The organism is Rhodopirellula maiorica SM1, from assembly GCF_000346295.1.
Classification (GTDB): domain Bacteria; phylum Planctomycetota; class Planctomycetia; order Pirellulales; family Pirellulaceae; genus Novipirellula; species Novipirellula maiorica.
This window is the reverse complement of record NZ_ANOG01000684.1, coordinates 1-20,691: the sequence shown is the minus strand read 5'-3', so window position 1 is coordinate 20,691 and position 20,691 is coordinate 1. Positions and strand designations below refer to the sequence as shown.

The window sequence follows — 20,691 nt, the reverse complement described above, 5'->3', positions numbered from 1 at the left end:
CGTGAATTTTCCTAACGACAACAAACCGACCAGGGAAAACGCAGGTCTACGCCCGCATTAGGTAGAACGAATTCGAAATTTCCGCCTGAAGAAAACTGCGAGAGCTTGCTTCAAATTGCGATCGACACTCCTACGTCCACGCTAAGTCTTCACTGCAGATATCGGAGGCTCACACGGAATCACACGCACGAATGTGACGATTCCGGTTCGCTATGACCAAGTCGGGTTCCACAAATGCCTGCTGTAGCAATCGTGCTACCTGGTCCTCTGAATCTTTCTAGCCAAACTTAGCCGATCGAAACGGTCGATCGGTCTACAGTTATTTCATCGACTGTAGCGATTTTGATGACTGAACGATTTCTGCCGATGAAGGTGAACATTCGTTGTGAGTGCCGTCATAAATTAACATTTTGCCGTTTCATTGCAGAAAACACGCTACGTAGCCGACCCACAATCCCCCCGCCAGTGCGGCTTTGCCAGGCCGGATCTATACGAAACGAAGCGGATCGCGCAGAATCGGTGCTTTCCAAGCGACGTTCACACCGTCCAATTTTTCCCCCGACAAGCAAGTGATCCACCGATGGCGTTTTGGCGATCCAAAAACACCGCTTCTGACGATTCCTCTACTGCCAACCCAGCAAACGCCCCCACACAGGGGCAGTCACCGGATGTTGTCAAGAAATCCGGCGGCGGTCTGCTCTCGAAAATGCGTGTGGGATTACAGAAAACGCGTCGCACGCTGAATACGGATATCCGCGACCTGTTCAAAAGCGAAGGCCGACTCGTCGACGACGCCTTGCTCAGCGAATTGTTCGCCAAATTGATTCGAACCGACATGGGAATCGGACCTGCGGAAACGATCCGAGATGATGTCGCCACTCGCTTGCGAGGCCGAGTGGTACAGTTTGACGAGGTCGTGCAAACGATCACCGATCAAACTCGCAGCATGCTGCAGCAAGAATCCACCTCGCTAAATCTTGTCGACGCTCCCCCTACGGTGATCCTGGTTGTCGGAGTGAACGGCAGTGGAAAAACGACCTCGATCGGCAAACTGGCCAACCATCTCCATCAATCTGGACACAAGGTTGTGCTCGGCGCCGGCGATACGTTTCGTGCTGCAGCGGTGGAACAATTGACCGTCTGGGCTGGTCGGATTGGCTGCGACATCGTGACCGGCAAACCCGAAGCGGATCCAGCGAGCGTCGCGTTTCAAACAGTCCAAAAAGCGATCGACACGGGCGCCGACGTCGCGATTATTGACACCGCGGGCCGATTGCAGACCCAAACCAATCTAATGCAGCAACTCGAGAAAATTCGCCGCGTAGTGGAAAAGAAGATCGAGGGGGCGCCCCACGAGGTGCTGCTGGTGCTCGATTCCACCGCAGGTCAAAACGCGATCAGCCAGGCACGTGGATTCAGCGAAGCCGCCAAATGCACCGGCATCATCCTTGCGAAACTTGATGGTTCGGCCAAAGGCGGTGTCGTGCTGCCGATTCGCGAGCAGTTTCAATTGCCTGTGAAATTTGTCGGTCTGGGCGAAGGCATTGATGACATTGCCCCGTTTGACCCCGCCTCGTTCGCCACCGCATTGTTCTCGGAGTAGGCCGATGTTGCATTTACAATCCGAATCTGCCACTCGTTGGTTTGAACAAGTCGATCAGCATCTCGATGAAATCCTGATCGATCACGCCCATTGCGAACGCAAAGCAGCATCCACCGCGATGAACTTTATCAATGCGTATGCTGAGAATCGCGACCTTTGCCGCGAGATGAAACAGATTGTCGAAGAGGAACTCGAGCACTTTGAAATGGTGTTGGATATCCTCGAGCAACGCGGGATCGCGTTCCGCCGGTTGGCCCCAGGACCCTATGGCAAAGAATTAAACGAACTCGTTCGTTCCCAGGAACCGGATCGCGCCGTCGACCGACTGCTTGTCGCATCGTTGATCGAAGCCCGCAGCTGCGAGCGTTTCAGTCTGCTTGCCGAGCATGTTCGTCCACGTGAACCGCAGCTGGCTGATTTTTACGCGGGGCTGTTCGAAAGCGAGGCGAGACACCACACGACCTATGTCCGCTTGGCCGAAGCCTTTGCACCGCGGGATGTGGTTCGCGAACGACTGAACCAACTGTCCGCTTGCGAAGCGAAGATCATTGCCACAGGTTCCCCCTTGCCGCGGATGCATAGCTAGCAGCGTGTTTCACGCGGCGGTGCAGTAGGAAGACAAGATTTCGAGCTTCATAGTTTTTAAGCTTCACAGTTTTTAAGCTTCATAACGACGCCGCGCTCTGGTCGCGGAGCACGTGCGATTTATAAGTGCTGAAAGTCTGGCTCCTCTCGCTTCCGCAACTTCATTACCGCACGTTGCGAGCGATCCGTGACGACGAGGGTGTTTCACAGCAGCAGATAAAAAGCGTCGATTGGATTCGCCGACTCGCCATCCGCGCTTGTCGGTTTGATTTCTGCGAGATCCAACAATACAGTTCCTTTGCAAGGCGATTTTCGCGGCTCTGATTCCCCCATCCCGCTCGCCTTCGCCCTTTTCCAAGACGGAAACTGGAATTCAATCTCTGGCTGCTTCGTCAAGCGTCGGCGTTTGATAGACCGGAGGATCCGGCAAGACAACATACGGAAGTCTTGTTCGCACATTGCCATCGTTCCCTCGGGGGACGCCCGCAAGGGAGACACGATGGATTTTGCTGAGATCAAAGAAAAGGAATATTGAAATGCTACGCTCCCTGATGGTTTTGTCCGCGATCGTGTTCGTCCAATCCGCTGGGCCCTCCAAAACATTGCAAGCAAATGGCCCCGAAATCACTTTCGACCTTCCCTTGGTCGTGGCGGCCGTTTCCAATTCGTGCGACAGCAATGGGGCGCGCTTGGTCGACGTCGAACTGAAACTCTCATCCATGATCGTCGCTCCGGAACCCAAGCGGATCGACCAATGGATCGTTCGCTGTCAACCTCGTGACCGGGCGATGCAAATATCCGACTACGCTCCGCAAACCGAGGTCGCGAGTCCTGTTCAAGGCCCCATCCAAATCAAAACGACGGACGAAAATGCCAATACGGCGGGATTGTCCGTGAACGGAGCGTTTTCGCATTTCGCGAGTGGCAGCCTTGGGGTCGACCAATCCAACAAAGTCACTGAATCACTGCAATACGATCGCGTCTCGGCGGTGCAAACCGTCACCGCGGCGGGCACAATCAATCGAGGGCGGGGCGTTTATTTCAAATTGAAATGGACCGAACAACAAGTGCTCGAAGGCGAAAAGACATTTCGCTTGACGTTCAGGGTTCCCGATCAATGGCGAGGTGGCTTGATCGATGTATCCGTGATCGCGCAAAGCGAAAAGAAATCGTTCGGTGGTTGGGACAAAGAAGTGGTCACACTCGGCAATGCTCATTTCGTGGTCGCCGCTTACAACGACGGTGACCAAACGGCCTTCGAGGTTGCCAAGAGTCTCTCCAATGCCGAAGACGCGCTGCGACGTGCGGCAATCCAGCATCTGAAGAAACGAAACGATTCGCTGCCCTCGTTGGTCCGCAGTGTCACCCAAATCTTTGATACCAAGGACCGCAACCGATCGATTCGCTGGGTCGAGCGGTTGCTGTTGGACAACACCAATCCGTATTCGGACAAAGAGATTCTAGAGCTGCCTGTTCAAACGCGAGTCATTGCCATCGATTACTGCGAAGCTCGCGAGAAGTTTGCTCGATTGAACGAGCCTTCGCCAATCGAAACGACCATGTCGGATGTAGCCGATGCAGGCGAGCCCACGAAACGGTACTCCGCAGCAAAGCCAGTGGTCGAGTAAGGTTGAATTCGGCTAGGTTGCCGCCTACATGCTCTAGTTATTGCTAAAACCGATCGCGTGGAATGCATCACGGCCGAGCGGGTTCTTTAAGAATTGACGATGGCATTCGGGACACAAATCGTAACGTCCCTGCAAACTGGTTTCCGAATTAGGCAGATCCAACTCGTCCTCGTCTGCGATGCCTTCAAGGATCTGATGCAACTCAGTCAAGTGATCAATGTCCTCATCAAAATCACCGAGTTGCGGATCCGGTGCGGCTTGTACTTCAAGCTGCACCGTGTATCGAATTTCGCAAGCGGTATCGATTTCCCGTTTACAACGATCACAGGTGTAATGAATCATCAATCAGTCATCCAACCGTGGGTGAATCTCGCCAACGCGCCGGGTACACAAACCCAATGCTGAAATTCAAACGAAAAGAAACGTGACGAGCTATCTTAATATTAGTGACGTAGCCGACCCGGTCGCAAGGCAAATTGCCCTTACTTTTTTTGACAATCAAACACCATTCTGACAGATGCTTGACAAACGCCATCGCATCGAGTTAATCGCGTTACGATCGTCATCGAAACATGTCCGATCCCTTACCGCCTCGATCACGAAAATGATTTTACTGCGTCGAGGGGGGTGAAATGAACTCTCCTTCGGCGACAATTTCCGCATTGGCGGCAACCCGAATCTCAACGACCATACTGGGGCGAATTTCACGCTCTAACGTTTCCCAGTCGCGAGAATCGAGCACCTTCGTCTGGTAGTTTTCGCCTTCAGCTGCGTCGACAAGTCGCGTGATGGCTTGTTTATCGTGAACGATAAACAAGCATCGCCCACCGACACTCAAATGCGATTTCAATTGATCCAGTAACGCATCACGCCACACGTCGTGGTCGTCGATCTCGGACTTCGCCACCTCGTTGCCCGCGACAACAGGGGGGATCGCATCCGAAAAATTGACGATCACCAAATCAAATTTTTCTTTTTCTTGGACCCCTGAAAACACCGCTTTCTTACGACCGGTTGGCCGCACTTCCAAATTTGCCTCGCTATCCAATGCCGCAGCATTGTAGCGAGCATTGGCAACCGCAGCGGGATTCCAGTCGATGGCCACCACTCGGCTCGCTTCGTTTTGAAGACACAAGATGGCGATGAGCCCCGTGCCGGTGCCTACCTCTAACACGTTGCGATTTGCTGCAATGCTGTCGTCGATAATCAATTTGCGGAGCGATTCCGTCTCGTCCAGATCCAGCGGAACGGATTCAAATTGAACCAAATCGCCAAACAACAATGATTCCATCGGCCATGTCTGGACCACGCCGTATGAATAGTCCAAATCGTCGCGGTACTCTCGCGAGCATCCGCAAAACGAAACGGCAAGCCACATCAGAAACAGTGTTTTCAAGATCCGCATCGTCTCACCTTGCAAAGCCGTCAAAAAGATTGCCCCTCAAAAAGATTCGGTTTGTGCACTATGGTATCACAGGGCGGCGGGGTTGATCACAGATATCCGCGGCACCGCAGCCGCCTTGAATCCAACGTGTTTGTGGGGGCCCCAACATACGCGACACGATCTGCAGATGCGATCGGAACGATTTGCAGAACATTTCTTGACGACGAATTCCGGCAAAGGACGCTATCGAGGACAACACGCATGGCGACCATCCTTTCGGATTCTTCACACAGCACGACACGCTCGTTGCGAGGGTTGATCTCGATCCCCAACATGTTGTCGCTGGACGCTCCGTTGGTTGCAATCGGTTGGCAGTGGTTGCTACGTTCTGGCTTCGACAATCCCAGCCCCCCAAATATTCCAGCCAGCTCACAGCCGATGTTAACGATGTCCAGTGGGGTGTTGTTCATCACCGTGTGGTTGATCTATATGGCAGATCGATTGTTGGATTGCCGGCGGATGGACTTCTCTCGCGAAGCTACACTGCGTCATCGATTTGCGAAACGTTGGTCCTCAATTCTGTGGCCGCTGTGGGGCGTGATGTTGGCAACCGGCGGGCTGACTGCATTCACCTACTTGCATCGCGAGTTGTTGATTGGAGGTTGTATCTTGCTAGGCTTCGTCACCCTCTACGCCGCAGCGGTCCACCGTGTCCAACCACGACAGCAGCGGCTACCAAAAGAGTTCATTGTCGGTTCGCTGTTTGCCTTCGGCGTCAGTCTACCAGTCGTAACAGCACGCGTGACGTTTTCGCTTGGGATCACGACTGGATTGTTGGCAGCCTTGTTCGTGCTGAATTGTTTGTGTGTTGCTACAGCCCAACGTCCAAGCGATCGCCAACAAGGCATGGATTCGGCAGTCTTGATGTATCCTCCGTTATCCACTCATCTTCCTTGGCTTGCCGCCGGATTGGCTACGATCTCAGCGAGTCTAGGAATCAGCGGATCGATTCCTCTTTCGATTACCGCCGCCGTATCTCTGAGCTGCATCCTGCTGATTCCAATTGCTTGGTCGATCGATGACCAGACCAGCAAACTTAGTGCATCGCCACTTAGTACATCGACTCGGGGAGAGCTTGCCGACTATGCACTGTTGTCACCGTTTTTAATTATGGCAATCGCGACATGAATGACTGCGGCGCCGCAGGCTACAACCGGCTTGCCCGTCATTACGCGTGGATCGAGAAACTACGATTTGGCAATACGCTTCAGCGGGCTCGCGTTTCGGCAATCGCCACACTTGCCAAATTCCATTCGTCCCCGCACGTGCTGGTACTGGGCGATGGCGATGGCCGATTGCTTGCGGCATTTCTGAAGCACTGTCCCACTGCCCACGTCACCAGTGTGGACATCAGCGAAAAGATGCTCGCGCAGCAACGCGGTCGTATCGCTGCATTGTCATCAAACGATTTCGAGAACACGCGGGCTGAACATTCCGTGACCTGGATCCGGTCGCCGATCGAATCGTTCGCGTTTCCGACGTCGAAATTTGACATCGTGATCACTGCATTTTTCCTGGACTGTTTTGATGAACCTCAACTCAGACAGCTGTTGCCGCGAATCGCTGATGCGTTAAAGCCGCAGGCGAGTTGGTACGTCGTCGATTTCTGCGAGCCCGAAAATGGGCTGCGGCGATGGTGGGCGAGGTTTTGGCTGTACATCATGCACGCGTTTTTCCGCTGGCTAACCGGATTAAGATCTAGACGCATTGTGGACCCCCGACCGTCCCTTCACGCACTAGGATTCAAACCACAGTACGAAAAAACATTTCACTTTGAAATGATTTATTCAGCGGTATATCAGCGTCAACTTGAAAGCCAGCGTCATTGACGTTGCTTCTCTCATCGAACTGTCGGCAGGTGAATTCACTCGAGACTACTTCAGCAGCGCTGCGGTGGTGGTTTCATCGGCCATCCCGCCGGGCAATTCCATGATCCGAATTTTGCGAAAATGGATCTCACGTCCTTCAGACTCCAGACAGAGGTAACCTTTTTTCAACGAGGCGTTGCGGATGCCGTTGACGAATTTGCCGTTCACCGAAAGCTTCACGGTCCCATCGACCGCCACGACGACGTAGTGGTTCCACTGGCCGACTCCCTTACATCGGTTCTCGAGTGATTTGCTGCGATTTCCGCGAGGGTTATCGGGGATCGCGGTCATCCCGCCAGCACCAAATAATTCGCCGTGGACGTAGGCGATGGGCGGCAGCGTGCCATCACTGCGTTTGTTCTGGTTCACCCAGTCGAGTTCTAACATTTGTACTTCCATGCCCAATGGCAAGCGGGTACGAGCATCAGGCGTCGCATCGGACCAAAGAAAAACACCTGAGTTGCCGCCTGGTTCCATGTGCCGCCACTCGATATCCAAAATGAAGTTTTCGTATTGACAATCCGAACGCATCACTCCGATCGGCTGCCCCGTGCAAACCAGCAATCCATCTTTGACGCTCCACGTCTCGGGCGATGTGTTGACGTCGACCCAACCGGTTAGGTCCTCGCCATTAAAAAGATCACGAAACTGCAAATCCTCGGACAACGCGGGCGTGGTACCGACGATCCAGCTGAAAAGAAGTACCGAGAACAGCGGGGGCGCGTACCGCGAAAAGGTCGTTTTCATAAAAATGTCCGTCGCATTGACTGGGGGTAGGAAAGGAACAGGCAGGGGAGGCAGCGTGATTATAGACCAGACGATACGCAACCAGATCTCTTCACAATCACATTTTTTACGTCGTTTACCTCGCTTACCCCACGCGAAACGGCGGACGACAAATTACAATTTAGCGAAACAATTCAAAGACACCCCCTCCTTCGATTCCCCCACCCCAAAATCAGGACACAGGATCTCATTCACGATGCGTAAATTGCCCCTCGCTCCGAGTCGTCGTCAATTTCTTCAAGCCTCGATGGCCGCCGCCGCTGCGACCACGTTGGCCGGCAATCGTTTGTTTGCAGCCGATGGCGGCGATGCACCTTATAAAATCTCGCTCGCTGAGTGGTCGCTGCACCGCACGCTGCGAGATAAATCCAAAGGAATCACCAATCTCGATTTCCCACGCATCACCAAAGAAGAATTCGGTATCGATGCGGTTGAATATGTCAATCAATTCTTTAAAGACAAAGCACGCGACAAGAACTATCTGAGCGAATTAAAAACGCGCTGCTCGGATGTCGGTGTGAAAAGTCTATTGATCATGGTCGATGGCGAAGGCCGTTTGGGTGACCCCGACGAACAAAAACGCAAACAAGCGGTCGAAAATCATCATCAATGGGTCGAAGCAGCGAAATTCTTGGGCTGTCACTCGATCCGCGTCAATGCGGCCAGCGGAGGCAGCTACACCGAACAACTCGATCGTGCCGCCGACGGACTTCGCCGCCTCAGTGAGTTTGCCGCTCCGCATGGCATCAACGTGATCGTCGAAAACCACGGTGGGCTCAGCAGCAATGCCGCTTGGTTGGCCGTGGTGATCGAGCGTGTTGGCATGGACAACTGTGGAACGCTTCCCGATTTCGGCAACTTCTATATCTCGCGTGGTGAAAATCCCGACCTGTTCAATCGTTACCACGGTGTCCAAGCACTAATGCCCTATGCAAAAGCGGTCAGCGCGAAGACGCACGAATTTGACGAGGACGGCAACGAAACTTCGACCGACTACGAACGCATGATGCGAATCGTCGTCGAGCATGGTTACCACGGTTATGTCGGAATCGAATTCGAAGGAGGTGGCGACGAATACGAAGGCATCCGCAAGAGCAAGGCGTTGCTAGAGAAGGTCGCCAAGAAAATCGGCTAGAAGCTGGTTGAGAAAAAGAAGTGACGCGGTCGTTAGCTCCGCGGTTGAAATCGGATTGTCGCCCGACGTCTCCGACGTCGGTTCCTTTGTTTTCGCCAACGCGGACGAAAGTCTTCGCGACTTTCGCTACGATGTCGCATCCTGCCGGATCTGCGTCGCTTGAGGCGACTTGATCCGGCCTACCGCCGACTCTGATCTCCTCAATAGAGAGAGTGAAGCTCGCCGACTCACTTTATCCGTTTTGATATTCCGCCAGCGCTGACATCGGTCCTTTGAGTTGCTCGTACAACTCACGATAGATCGGGAACAGCTTATTGTAACTGGCGACCGCTTTGCGGTCGGACTTGGTTTCTTCGGCAATCTTGATTGTGGCACTGCATGCCGATTCAATCGATTTGTAGGCTCCGTCACCGACTGCGGCCAACAGCGCGACACCAAACGCGGGTCCTTGCTCGACTTCCAACCGCGTGATCTTTTTGCCGAAGACATCGGCTTGCATCTGGCGCCAAAATGGATTTTTGCTGCCGCCGCCGGAGGCTCGGATCTGACGCACCGGCACGTCGAGCGACTGGATGATTTCAAGGCTGTCGCGTAGTGCAAACGTGATCCCTTCCATCACGCTGCGGGTCATATGCCCGCGAGTGTGAGTCAGATTCATGCCGACGAAACTGCCACGTGCGTTGGGATCGGCGTGCGGTGTTCGTTCGCCGTTTAGATACGGCAAGAACAGCATCCCATCGCTGCCCGCGCTGACCGCTTCGGCTTCCGCCGTGGCGGCTTCGTAACGTTTGTCGTTGTCGATGCCCGCCAATCCTTTGACGATCGAATCAACCCACCACTGCAGCGCCCCACCGCTGGTCAGATTCACCCCCATCATGTGCCATTTCCCGTTCACTGCGTGACAGAACGTATGCAGTCGCCCGGCGGCATCGTATTGCGGTTCGTCGCTGTGGACAAACATCACGCCACTGGTGCCAATCGAGGTGCTGAGCACGCCTTGTTTGACGACGCCGTTACCGACCGCACCTGCAGCACAATCGCCTGCGCCGCCGACGACCTTGCAATCGGTGGTCAGCCCGAGCAATTTGGCTGCCTCGCTGGTTAGCGTCCCGGTGACTTCGTCGCTTTCGACCACACGCGGCAACAAGTCGGAATCGAGATCGAGTTTGGTGAGCAGTTTTTTCGACCATCGTCGTTTGACAACATCCAATAGCAGCGTGCCGCTGGCGTCGCTGACCTCAGTCACAAAATCGCCGGTCAAACGGCGACGAATTTCGTCTTTGGGCAGCAGCACCTTAGCCAATTTGCCGAAGTTCTTTTTCTCGTTGTTGCGAAGCCAAAGAATTTTGGGGGCCTGAAATCCGGTCAACGCCGGATTGGCGACCATTTTGATAAGCGACTTGCGTCCCCCTGCCGCCGACGTGATTTCGTCGCACTCGGCCGCCGTTCGCTGGTCGTTCCACAATAACGCGGGCCGGATGACGTTGCTTTTCTTATCGAGAAAGACCGAGCCATGCATTTGACCGCTCAGCCCGATTGCCTTGACGTCAGCCGGCTTCACTTTGCTTGCCGCCATTACCTCATTGACGGTTTTGACCGTCGCGTTCCACCACAGCTCCGGATCTTGTTCGGTCCAACCGGGGCGAGGCTGCGCAAACGGATATTCTGCGGTAGCTTCGGCAACAATTTTCCCATCGGCTTGGATTAGCAGCGTTTTGGTGCCGCTGGTCCCGATGTCGATTCCAAGATAGTGGCTCATGAGGATTCCAAAGAAAAGTATCAAAAACGGTCTCGAACAGCTGACCACTATAATGCGTATACGGCGTTAGCCATACGGCAGACCTCGACCGAATCTGACTGTTCTTTCGCGGTTCACTTGTCTCATTTATTCCCCCCGATCCACCCGCAAAGTAAACACCGTGGCTGAATCTCCACACGCGATCAAACTGAATCGACGCCAGCTACTTGCCACGGCAACCGGTGCCGCCCTGACATTGCCGGGCTGCACATCACGTCCCGAGGCCGAACCTCAGTCGACCGCGTCTCGCAGCGATGTCCCGATCCGCGTCGCCATGGTCGGGACGTCCGAAGAGGCCGATATTGTCTCGCGATCCTGGTCATCGATCGACGAACAACCTCTGGAAATCACCCCGGTTTCACTGCCGCGAGCCAACGCGGATCGCCAAGCGTTGGACCGGCTGATTGCCGAAACCGGCAAAAGTGATCTGGTCATTTATCCACTGTTGGCGGTGCCGGAATTGGTCCATGCCGAAGCCATCGTGCCGATTAGCGAAGAACAATTCGATGCCATGCAAGCTGAGACGGGCGAACTCTATTCGGCGGTTCGCAATGGAGCCGCTCGCTACGCCGATGAATTCATCGGCATGCCGATGGGCGCTAACCAACCGGCACTGCTGAGCACCGCGGAAGTCCCGCCGCTTTCGTCGTGGCAGGACTATGATCGCTGGGTCAGCAAGGACCTCAGCGGCAAAGCCAATGAACCGCTGGTCACAGGCTGGGCAGCATCGATGTTCCTGTGGCGAGCCGCCTCGATGATCTCGCAAGGATGGTTGTTCAGTCGCAATGACTTTCAGCCCACGCTCAACGAGGAAGCTTACGTCGACACGCTGCAGCAGATGATAAAAACGGCGGCGCATTACCCCGCACAGCGTCAATCTCCCACGGAAATCTGGGACTCGATTCAAAGCGGGGAATTGTTGGGAGGAATCGGTTTTGCAGCCAACAATGCAGCGGGTGAAACCGAGGTCAGCGTCAGCAATTTGCCAGGCACCGACGACAAGAACCGACTGCTCTTGGACCCGTATTCTCTCGTCATTTCGCTTTCGGCGATGTGTCGACAAAGCGCCGTTTCCAAACGGATTATGGATTGGATCAGCGGGGGAGATGGCAGCGAGGCGATCCGCCGACAAATCTCGGGCGTGACCACGACTCGGTCGATGGTCCAGTCCGAAATCGCAGTCGAACCGCGTCGCCAAAGTGCGTACGAAAGCTGGCTGACGCAGCGGCTACGGACGCCGGTGACGCTGCCGCCGCTACAGCTATTTGACGCAGGCGAATACTACAGCGTGCTCGATTCCGCGATTCGCGAGGCGATTGACGGGAAAATGGAGGCAAAATCGGCACTCGATCGGGTTGCCAAACAGTGGGACACAATCACCGAGCGAGTGGGCCGCGAAAAGCAATTGTCGGCCTGGCGACGAGCTCAAGGACTGCGTGCCTGAGCTAGCTGCATCTCCCCCCGCAACCTATTACAATGTGGGACAAGCATCCTCGTAACGAAAATCGCAAGACTTTTTTCCACCGCACATTCGCTCCCGAAACTGTTGGCGAGTTTCGCTACGAAGTGTCCTGCCTGCTTTGACAGGCAGGAAGCCTATTCCACGTCCCTCCCGTATCCCACATTCCTCCCACTTGAGCAGTCCCTCCCGATGAAGCTCCGCTTTCCTGCCTCCAATGGCATGCTTGCCATCGCCATGCTCGCTTCGACACAACTGTCCACGCTGTTTGCCGATTCACCATGGCCTCAATTCCGAGGCGTTTCCGGCAATGGCATCGTCTCGGATCAATCGATTCCGCTGCAATTTGGTGAAACCGACAATGTGGCCTGGAAAACCGAGCTTCCTGGAAAAGCATGGTCATCGCCGGTGATCGCCGACGGCGTGATTTGGGTGACCACCGCAATCGAGAACATGCCCAACGAACAGGAGCGGATCGAACTGCTAAAACAAAAAGCGATCGAAGCTAAAAAGTTCAAGCAAGTCGCGATTGCCAAGTCGATCTCACTGAAACTGCTTGCGGTCGATCTCGACACGGGCAAACAACTGCATACGATCGAGTTGGCCGAGATCAACGCGCCCGATCCGATCCATACCCTCAACAGCTACGCTTCGCCCACGCCGGTGATTGATGGCGATCATATCTATTGCCACTTTGGTACGTTTGGAACGTTTTGTGTCAATCGGACGAATCGGCAAATTATATGGAACCGCACGCTGCCTCTGGAACATGGTGTTGGTCCCGGCAGTTCACCGTTTGTCTATCGAGACCGACTGGTGCTGATCCAAGACGGAATGGATCGTCAATACGTCACCGCGCTCGACAAGACGAGCGGCGAAACGGTGTGGGAAACCGATCGACCTGAGCTGGAAGCTCCCAGCGGCGAAATGAAAAAGTCGTACTGCACCCCGATCGCAGTGACGGACAAACAAGGACGTGAGCAATTGATCTGCATGGGGTCACAGTGGATCGTGGCTTACGCCCCCAGCGATGGCAGCGAAATCTGGAAAGCCTACCACGGCAAAGGATTTTCCGTGGTCCCGCGTCCAGTCTATGGCGACGGTGTCGTTTACTTTTGTACCGGGTTTGGCAAACCGATGTTGTTTGCCGTGAATGTCGAAGGCAGTGGCGACGTGACCGACACACACGTGTTGTGGCAAGTCAAAAAAGGCATCCCCGCCAAACCGTCACCGGTATTGCACGACGGATTGGTGTATGTGATCGACGACAACGGAGTCGCCAGCTGTTTTGATGCCAAAAATGGCGACGAAGTCTGGAAGCAACGAATTGGCGGCAAGTATTCGGCATCGCCCGTGTTGGTTGGCGGTCATTTGTTGATCGGATCACACGAAGGCAAAGTCACGCTGATCCAGCCGGGCCGTGAAGGAAAAATCGTGGCCGAAAACGAGGTCGATGGCCAGATCATGGCCTCCCCCGCCATCGTCAACAACGCATTGATCCTGAGAACCGACAAAGCTCTTTATCGAATCGAAGGTTAGTGTCGGTTTGACTCGTAGGCCGGATCAAGTCGCGACAAGCGACGCAGATCCGGCGACCGAAGGTGACCTCACGTTTGTTACCGCCGCAGGTGCCGGATCTTCGCTATCGCTGCGATCCGGCCTACGTTGACTAGGCGGCGCGGCGTGCGGTTGACTCTGCCGCGACGCGTGTGATGGTATCGGGCATGACTTGTTTCTGACGCAGGCGTGCTGTTTGAGCAAGCGATGATGCCGCGAGCTGCTTTAAAATGCCCACGCGACCTCCGCTATGGGCGTGTAGCTGCTCCACGGCGCGAGGATGAAACAGCGTTTGGCGTCCACCGACTCGCGTCACCGATTGCGACAAAAAGTGATCGGTATCTTCGGCGGTAAAACTGTCTAGTTGGACGGTCCGGTAGTCGGATATCCTGGCGACAGGCAATCGCTTGACTTGCGTTTCAGTCGCTGCCATCACCAACGAAACATGCTCGATATCCGACACCGATTTTAGTACCGACAACACCGCCGGCGTAACCCCATCAACCAACCAAACCGTATACACTCGCTGTTGAGCAAGAAACTCGATCGCACGCCGCAGCTCTCGCATCTCGGTCGTGCGATGCCGACGTACAGCGGAAATGGTGTCGATCCCCAAACCACGCGACAATTGACGGATTGTCGATGAAACATCCCACGTTCGCGAGGCGTCGGTCATCACACACTGCGTCGCCCGATCGCCCATCCCGCGACTGCACACCAATTGATGTAGCAAACTAGATACGCCGCACTGGGGTTGGCTCTGGACAATCACGCAGCGGGCGTGAACGGATAACGAGTGGGCGATTTCCGCCAGAGCTGACTTTTGTGCCGCGCCAGCAAAGAACCACTGCCCGGGGGATTCCGAAAACGGCAATGCCGAAAGACGCCAATATTTGAGGACGTCTGTCATTTCGCGATATCCTTATCGATCAATTGGCCATTTCTTTTCAGACGGTATGCCAAGTGCGGCAACGCCCCACCGAGACGTTCAGCGTCATAACGTGTATTATCGGCACTACTTTGATCGTTCCTTCAGCATCCCTTTGTCGCCGAATCGCGGTTTCGCCTTGCCGCGACACATTTCACAATGACTCGTCGTTATTATTGTTCTAACCTGCCCTCCAACGGGGGATCGATCGTTCTAGCCGATGCCGAGGCTCAGCACGCCATTCGGGTAATGCGGGTCAAAACCGGCGACTCGATCACGCTATTTGATGGTACGGGCAGCGAGGCCGAGGCCGTTATCGATTCGATTACCCGGCGTGAATGCTTTTGCACCACGCAGCCACCAACCCATCCGGATCGCGAACCACAACTCACTCTCCATTTGGGCATTGCGCTGCCGAAACCCGATCGATGCCGCGAACTGGTCGAACGCTTGACCGAAATCGGAGTCAAAACGCTGACCCCAGTTGTTGCCGATCGGACTCAGCGCGAACCGTCGACCTCGCTACTGGAAAAGCTGAGACGGACCGTGATCGAAGCTTGCAAACAATCCGGCCGCAACCATTTAATGGAAATCGGCGACGCCGTTCGCAGCAGCCAATTTTTTGCCGATACGACACAGCAAAATCATCCTCGCTGGATCGCTCATCCCGCGAACGAATCTGACTCGTGCTCCATGAACACCCACTATGGCGAGATCGCGAAAAGTGTCGTCGCAGTCGGACCCGAAGGCGGATGGACGGATTCTGAAGTCGCTTTGGCTATGCAACATGGATATGAGTGTCTGCCGCTAGGCAATCGGATTTACCGCATTGAAACCGCAGCGGTCGTGATTGCCGCCCGCATGTTGCAGTGAAACGCATGCTTTAGAGAAATGTCCCAGATGCGAATCGCCTTTGTCATCACCGAATTGAATCCCGGCGGCGCCGAACGGTGCTTGTCTGAGATCGCGATCGGTTTGGCCGACCACGGTGACGATGTGCGTGTTTACAGTTTTGGATCGCCGCCGCTACCCGAAAAAGCGATCTTCGCCGACCGCCTTTGTTCGCATGGTATCTCGGTCACCTATCTAAACCTTGACTCGGCGTGGCACTTCATGCGGGCGCGACGCGAATTGGCCAAGTTGCTGCGATCGTTTCAACCATCACTGGTGCAAACGTTCTTGTTTCACGCCAACGTGATCGGCACATTGGCGGCAAAAGACGCGGCAGTGGACGTGTGTGTGGGAGGCATCCGTGTCGCCGAAGCAAATCGCATCCGCTGCCAAATCGAACGGCGACTGATCAAAAAAATGAATCACGTCGTCTGTGTCAGTGACGAGGTGAAACAGTTTTCGCACCAGTATTTGGGGGCTCAAGCCGCGAAAACCTCGGTCATCCCCAACGCGGTGGACGTCCCCAAATTCTCGACCGCCCATCCCGTCGCCTGGCACACGATCGGCTGGGATGACGACAGCGTGGTGACGCTGTTTGTAGGCCGAATGCATCCGCAAAAAGGACTGGAGCTGATTCAAGAGCAAATCGATACACTGGCGCCGGTGGGGTCAAAACACCGGGTACTGTTGATCGGCGAAGGACCGCTCGAAGAGAAAATTGATGATTGGACACAACAGGTGGGTCACGAACGAGTTCAACGGTTGCCGTGGCACGCGAACATCGCCGCCTGGATGCGAGCATCACGAGTGCTGGTGTTGCCTAGCCGCTATGAGGGCATGCCCAACGTGGTGCTCGAAGCGATGGCGGCCGGTTTGCCGGTTGTTTCCAGTAACGTCGAAGGCGCAAGTGCGCTGTTGGCCCACGCGGCCGCCGAGCAACTATTTGACTCGGGCGATTCGCAAACGATGGCGATTAAGGTCGGTCGTTTTTTACAGGACGCCGATTTCGCGAGCGATCTGGGGCAGCAGAACCAAGCCCGAGTTCGTAGCCATTTTTCGATCCCCACCATGGTCGATCGCTACCGAACGCTCTATCGCGATTTGCTGAATCGCTGAACACATTGTCGCCCGACGTCTCCGACGTCGGTTTCTTTGTATTCGCCCAGGTGGACGAAAGTCTTCGCGACTTTCGCTACGATGTCGCATCCTGCCGGATCAACGTCGCCTGAGCCGACTTGATCCGGGCTAATTGGATTCGTGCTAATTGGATCCGGCTAATTGGATCCGGGCAACGCGGTGCGGTTGACGCTGGGGACTTCGTATTGCGTTTGACGCACCGGAGTGAATCGCTTCACTCGCACTTCGTCTTCGCTAAACGGATCCGACAGAGAATCGAACAACGATCCGCCGTCTTTTTTCGGGGCCGCCGGAGTGTTTTCGGGCGGTTGCCGTGGCACGTCGGGTCGAGGCGTGGGAATGGTACGGGGCACAACCCGCGATTGAGGAGCCACCCCTGATCCAATGGATTGACCTGCTTGTGTGCGAGGCGGCATCGATTGACGTGGCGCGGGACTCGAACGAATGATCGGTTCACTCATATGCATCGGCACGCGCGGAGCCATAATTCGCGGTTGAGGCGTTCGCGGCGTTGCCATGCGAGGTGCCGATTGTTCGACGTTTTCACCATAGATTTCGACAGGGCCACCGTAGTGCTGATCTTCGCTTGCGTACGGCACGACATGAATTTCGTGCTCTTCGTAAGGCATCATGTGGCCCATCGCCGAGTCACATGCCATTGCGTCGCAGCCTCCGGTTCGACACTTGTCCAAGCCGAGCAATTTTTCGATTCCGCCGGCAAACGCGTCGAGCGAACGGAAGATCGGACCGTGCTTTGGTGGACAAGCCTGGACCATGTCGCCGCTGCATCCACAATCGCCCATCATCGGCAGAGCAATTCCGCCGCAATCGCAAGCTGCGGCCTCGCATCCGCAATCCGCCGCAAAAGCGGGAAGCGTTGGCGACGCCAACGATGCAGCCAGGGTGCCCGCCACGGCGAATCGGATAACGGACCGAACGGTGCGGGATCGACGTGACGACGGGACAGTTTTACGGGAATTCATCGGGAACCTCTATCGATGGGATCGTGTTGCTCTGTGGTATCGTCGCCGTAGAACCGGAATGACCAAGAGAATCCGAATGAGCCGCAAAGTTACCCTAGATTGCCAAAGGGCGACTTTTCGAGGGGATCCGCCCCACTCACCTAAGGGAGAACATTTCGCTAAACAGACCGTCTCAAGACGCGGTTCTTTGCCAAAGGGCGACTGCAGATCGATGCCCTCATTTTCTCCTTACAGACAACAGGGCATCAGCCCGTTAAACTGTGCAATAGGTTGATGTTGATATTGCATTTTCGTAGTCCACATTGCTAGAGAATCCTGCTGTGAATTTCGATCCATTCGGCGCTCGCGATCAATTTGACACTGGCCACGGAACAGCGACGATTTATCGTCTTAGCAAGCTCGAGGAAGCGGGGTTAGGCGAAATCAGCCGGCTGCCTTTTTCGATCCGAGTCTTGTTAGAGGCCGTGTTGCGAAACTGTGACGACTTCCTTGTCACTCAGCAGGACGTCAAGAACTTGGCCGCATGGGACGCCGCCTCGCCTGCCAAACAAGAAGTCCCTTTCAAACCGTACCGGGTTGTCTTGCAGGACTTTACCGGGGTTCCCGCGATCGTCGACTTAGCCGCCATGCGTTCGGCGATGCAGCGAATCGGTGGCGACCCGAACAAAATCAATCCGCTGATTCCCGTCGACTTGGTGATCGACCACTCGGTCCAGGTCGATTTTTTTGGCAGCGATGTTGCGTTGGCTCAGAACGTCGAACGTGAATTCGAACGCAACCGCGAACGCTATGAATTCCTGCGTTGGGGTCAAAAAGCATTCGACAACTTCCGCGTCGTTCCGCCGAACGTCGGCATCGTCCACCAAGTCAATCTCGAATACTTGGCCAGCGTCGTCGCACTCAAAGAAACCGACGAAGGTCCCGTTGCGATGCCCGACACGCTGGTCGGCACCGACAGCCACACCACCATGATCAATGGGCTTGGCGTTTTGGGCTGGGGCGTTGGCGGTATCGAAGCGGAAGCAAACATGCTGGGCCAACCGTTGTACATGTTGATGCCCGAAGTGATCGGATTCGAATTGACCGGCGCGTTGCCACAAGGTGCGACCGCGACCGACATGGTTTTGCGAGTCGTTGAGATCCTGCGTGCAGAGGGCGTGGTCGGCAAGTTTGTCGAATTCTTCGGCACCGGAATGAACGAGATGAGCGTGGCGGATCGTGCCACGATCGCCAACATGGCTCCGGAATACGGTGCGACAATGGGCTTTTTTCCTGTCGACCAAGTCACGCTCGAATACATGCGTCAAACCGGTCGCAGCGAGCAGCAAATTGCGTTGGTGGAAAGCTACAGCAAAGAACAGGGATTGTTCCGTACCGACGACGGCCCCGAACTGAACTACACCAAGAAATTGTCGCTGGATCTTGGCACGGTCGAGCCGAGTTTGGCAGGCCCGAAACGCCCGCAAGATCGAATCGTATTGAAGGATATGAAAAAGGCCTTCGAAAAATCGCTGACCGCGCCGGTCGGCAAGACCGGCTTTGGGCTCGATTCCGATGCACTGAAACGTACGGGTAAAGTCGAAAGCAACGGCGACACCAGCGAAATCACTCATGGGGCAGTCGTGATTGCCGCGATCACCTCGTGCACCAACACCAGTAACCCGTCGGTCATGATCGGCGCCGGATTGTTGGCCAAAAAGGCCGCTGAGCGTGGTTTAAAAGTCCCGTCGCACGTGAAGACCAGCCTAGCACCCGGTTCGCGTGTGGTCACCGAATATCTCGACAAAGCCAACCTGACCGAGAGCCTAAAATCGCTCGGCTTTCACACGGTCGGCTACGGATGCACCACGTGTATCGGCAACAGCGGCCCGCTTCCCGAACCAGTCGCTGCGGCAATCCAATCAGGCGATTTGGTCGCCTCGGCGGTCCTCAGCGGCAACCGTAACTTCGAAGGCCGCGTCAATCCGCTGACCAAAGCCAACTACTTGGCCAGCCCACCGTTGGTCGTCGCCTATGCACTCGCAGGCACCACCGACATCGATTTGTTGACCGAACCTCTTGGCCAAGACGATTCGGGCAACGACGTGTTCCTCAAGGATGTTTGGCCCAGCAACGAAGAGATCAGCGAAACGATCGCATCGTCGATGGATCCATCGATGTTCACCGAACAATACGAATCTTCGGTAACGGGCAACGAATTGTGGAATGCGATTGATGTCGCCGGCGGTGCATTGTACCCGTGGGACGAAAACAGCACCTACATTCACCATCCCCCGTTCCTCGATTCCGTTACCGGCGAAGACGTCCCCGACATCGCGCCGATCAAGGGTGCACGTGTGTTGGCGCTGCTAGGTGATTCCGTTACCACCGACCACATTTCACCCGCCGGAGCGATTGCATCGGATGGGCCTGCCGGCCGCTTCCTGAAGGAATCCGGTGTCGAAGTGCGTGAATTCAACAGTTTTGGATCACGTCGCGGCAACGACCGCGTGATGGTGCGTGGCACGTTTGCCAACATTCGTATTCGCAACCAATTGGCTCCGGGAACCGAAGGCGGCGTCACGCGATATCTGCCCGATGGCGACGTGATGAGCATCTATGATGCGTCGATGAAATATCAAGCCGCCGGTGTGCCGCTTGTGGTTTTGGCGGGCGCCGAATACGGCACCGGCAGCAGCCGCGACTGGGCCGCCAAAGGCACGATGTTGTTGGGTGTCAAAGCGGTGATCGCGGCAAGCTATGAACGGATCCACCGCAGCAACTTAGTTGGCATGGGCGTATTACCGCTGGAATTCGCCGACGATGCGACTTGGCAATCGCTCGGTTTGACGGGCGAAGAAACATTCGACATTCCCGATTTGTCCGACGCAATCGAGCCACGTTCGACGA

General features: G+C 55.2%; 17 protein-coding genes. 11 read left to right on the top strand and 6 right to left on the bottom strand.

The annotated features are described in order from the left end of the window. The first annotated feature begins 580 nt into the window (after positions 1-580). From ftsY to RMSM_RS22065, 3 genes are all read left to right on the top strand, one after another. Positions 581-1,603 carry a signal recognition particle-docking protein FtsY gene (gene ftsY, locus RMSM_RS22075; protein ID WP_040768887.1) on the top strand — a complete coding sequence of 341 codons (1,023 nt, stop codon included), beginning with the start codon at positions 581-583 and terminating at the stop codon, positions 1,601-1,603. 4 nt (positions 1,604-1,607) lie between these two features. Then, entirely contained in the window at positions 1,608-2,189 is a 582-nt protein-coding gene (locus RMSM_RS22070; RefSeq protein ID WP_008701555.1) for a MiaE family protein, read from the top strand. 535 nt (positions 2,190-2,724) lie between these two features. Beyond that, positions 2,725-3,816, top strand: coding sequence for a hypothetical protein (locus RMSM_RS22065; RefSeq protein ID WP_144057851.1), 1,092 nt, complete (start codon positions 2,725-2,727; stop codon positions 3,814-3,816). A gap of 33 nt (positions 3,817-3,849) precedes the next feature. Here RMSM_RS22065 and RMSM_RS22060 read toward each other — a convergent pair whose 3' ends face one another. Together RMSM_RS22060 and RMSM_RS37215 are read right to left on the bottom strand one after the other, a co-directional pair. Beyond that, positions 3,850-4,158, bottom strand: coding sequence for a hypothetical protein (locus RMSM_RS22060; protein WP_008701551.1), 309 nt, complete (start codon positions 4,156-4,158; stop codon positions 3,850-3,852). A 268-nt stretch (positions 4,159-4,426) separates the two neighbouring features. Continuing rightward, on the bottom strand, positions 4,427-5,245 hold the full coding sequence (locus RMSM_RS37215) for a 50S ribosomal protein L11 methyltransferase (RefSeq protein ID WP_052031751.1): 819 nt from the start codon (positions 5,243-5,245) through the stop codon (positions 4,427-4,429). A 216-nt stretch (positions 5,246-5,461) separates the two neighbouring features. On the opposite strand from RMSM_RS37215, the gene RMSM_RS22045 reads away from it, so the two are divergent. Then, positions 5,462-6,388, top strand: a complete 927-nt coding sequence (locus RMSM_RS22045) for a hypothetical protein (RefSeq protein WP_008701548.1) — start codon at positions 5,462-5,464, stop codon at positions 6,386-6,388. Continuing rightward, entirely contained in the window at positions 6,385-7,089 is a 705-nt protein-coding gene (locus tag RMSM_RS22040) for a class I SAM-dependent methyltransferase (RefSeq protein WP_008701546.1), read from the top strand. The genes RMSM_RS22045 and RMSM_RS22040 overlap by 4 nt, the downstream gene beginning before the upstream one ends. A gap of 45 nt (positions 7,090-7,134) precedes the next feature. Here RMSM_RS22040 and RMSM_RS22035 read toward each other — a convergent pair whose 3' ends face one another. Further along, positions 7,135-7,875, bottom strand: coding sequence for a 3-keto-disaccharide hydrolase (locus RMSM_RS22035; RefSeq protein WP_008701544.1), 741 nt, complete (start codon positions 7,873-7,875; stop codon positions 7,135-7,137). 235 nt (positions 7,876-8,110) lie between these two features. Here RMSM_RS22035 and RMSM_RS22030 point away from each other — a divergent pair, with 235 nt between their 5' ends. Beyond that, positions 8,111-9,049, top strand: a complete 939-nt coding sequence (locus RMSM_RS22030) for a sugar phosphate isomerase/epimerase family protein (protein WP_008701542.1) — start codon at positions 8,111-8,113, stop codon at positions 9,047-9,049. Between the two features lie 232 nt (positions 9,050-9,281). Here RMSM_RS22030 and xylB read toward each other — a convergent pair whose 3' ends face one another. After that, positions 9,282-10,808, bottom strand: a complete 1,527-nt coding sequence (gene xylB, locus RMSM_RS22025; protein WP_008701538.1) for a xylulokinase — start codon at positions 10,806-10,808, stop codon at positions 9,282-9,284. 160 nt (positions 10,809-10,968) lie between these two features. Here xylB and RMSM_RS22020 point away from each other — a divergent pair, with 160 nt between their 5' ends. Next, positions 10,969-12,291 carry a type 2 periplasmic-binding domain-containing protein gene (locus RMSM_RS22020; RefSeq protein WP_008701535.1) on the top strand — a complete coding sequence of 441 codons (1,323 nt, stop codon included), beginning with the start codon at positions 10,969-10,971 and terminating at the stop codon, positions 12,289-12,291. 207 nt (positions 12,292-12,498) lie between these two features. Then, positions 12,499-13,845 (top strand): outer membrane protein assembly factor BamB family protein, encoded by a 1,347-nt coding sequence (locus tag RMSM_RS22015; RefSeq protein WP_008701533.1) that lies wholly within the window; start codon positions 12,499-12,501, stop codon positions 13,843-13,845. 130 nt (positions 13,846-13,975) lie between these two features. On the opposite strand, the gene RMSM_RS22010 is transcribed toward RMSM_RS22015, so the two are convergent. Then, positions 13,976-14,773, bottom strand: coding sequence for a hypothetical protein (locus tag RMSM_RS22010; protein WP_008701531.1), 798 nt, complete (start codon positions 14,771-14,773; stop codon positions 13,976-13,978). 177 nt (positions 14,774-14,950) lie between these two features. Between RMSM_RS22010 and RMSM_RS22005 the strand changes: the two genes are divergently transcribed. Together RMSM_RS22005 and RMSM_RS22000 are read left to right on the top strand one after the other, a co-directional pair. Then, positions 14,951-15,664, top strand: coding sequence for an RsmE family RNA methyltransferase (locus RMSM_RS22005; protein ID WP_008701527.1), 714 nt, complete (start codon positions 14,951-14,953; stop codon positions 15,662-15,664). An 18-nt stretch (positions 15,665-15,682) separates the two neighbouring features. Further along, complete coding sequence (locus RMSM_RS22000; RefSeq protein WP_081614272.1) at positions 15,683-16,798, top strand: glycosyltransferase; 1,116 nt, start codon at positions 15,683-15,685, stop codon at positions 16,796-16,798. Between the two features lie 158 nt (positions 16,799-16,956). Here RMSM_RS22000 and RMSM_RS21995 read toward each other — a convergent pair whose 3' ends face one another. Next, positions 16,957-17,802 carry a hypothetical protein gene (locus RMSM_RS21995; protein WP_144057850.1) on the bottom strand — a complete coding sequence of 282 codons (846 nt, stop codon included), beginning with the start codon at positions 17,800-17,802 and terminating at the stop codon, positions 16,957-16,959. 320 nt (positions 17,803-18,122) lie between these two features. Here RMSM_RS21995 and acnA point away from each other — a divergent pair. Further along, on the top strand, positions 18,123-20,691 hold a 2,569-nt coding region (acnA, locus tag RMSM_RS21990), incomplete at its 3' end, for an aconitate hydratase AcnA (RefSeq protein WP_040768880.1).

What these genes read in the sequence shown, in the direction of transcription:
- RMSM_RS22010 (WP_008701531.1), bottom strand. Translation starts at nt 14,773, where the DNA reads ATGACAGACGTCCTCAAATATTGGCGTCTTTCGGCATTGCCGTTTTCG.
- RMSM_RS22045 (WP_008701548.1), top strand. Translation starts at nt 5,462, where the DNA reads ATGGCGACCATCCTTTCGGATTCTTCACACAGCACGACACGCTCGTTG.
- RMSM_RS21995 (WP_144057850.1), bottom strand. Translation starts at nt 17,802, where the DNA reads ATGAATTCCCGTAAAACTGTCCCGTCGTCACGTCGATCCCGCACCGTT.
- RMSM_RS22015 (WP_008701533.1), top strand. Translation starts at nt 12,499, where the DNA reads ATGAAGCTCCGCTTTCCTGCCTCCAATGGCATGCTTGCCATCGCCATG.
- RMSM_RS22060 (WP_008701551.1), bottom strand. Translation starts at nt 4,158, where the DNA reads ATGATTCATTACACCTGTGATCGTTGTAAACGGGAAATCGATACCGCT.
- RMSM_RS22070 (WP_008701555.1), top strand. Translation starts at nt 1,608, where the DNA reads ATGTTGCATTTACAATCCGAATCTGCCACTCGTTGGTTTGAACAAGTC.
- ftsY (WP_040768887.1), top strand. Translation starts at nt 581, where the DNA reads ATGGCGTTTTGGCGATCCAAAAACACCGCTTCTGACGATTCCTCTACT.
- RMSM_RS22035 (WP_008701544.1), bottom strand. Translation starts at nt 7,875, where the DNA reads ATGAAAACGACCTTTTCGCGGTACGCGCCCCCGCTGTTCTCGGTACTT.
- xylB (WP_008701538.1), bottom strand. Translation starts at nt 10,808, where the DNA reads ATGAGCCACTATCTTGGAATCGACATCGGGACCAGCGGCACCAAAACG.
- RMSM_RS22040 (WP_008701546.1), top strand. Translation starts at nt 6,385, where the DNA reads ATGAATGACTGCGGCGCCGCAGGCTACAACCGGCTTGCCCGTCATTAC.
- RMSM_RS22030 (WP_008701542.1), top strand. Translation starts at nt 8,111, where the DNA reads ATGCGTAAATTGCCCCTCGCTCCGAGTCGTCGTCAATTTCTTCAAGCC.
- RMSM_RS22065 (WP_144057851.1), top strand. Translation starts at nt 2,725, where the DNA reads ATGCTACGCTCCCTGATGGTTTTGTCCGCGATCGTGTTCGTCCAATCC.
- RMSM_RS22005 (WP_008701527.1), top strand. Translation starts at nt 14,951, where the DNA reads ATGACTCGTCGTTATTATTGTTCTAACCTGCCCTCCAACGGGGGATCG.
- RMSM_RS22000 (WP_081614272.1), top strand. Translation starts at nt 15,683, where the DNA reads ATGTCCCAGATGCGAATCGCCTTTGTCATCACCGAATTGAATCCCGGC.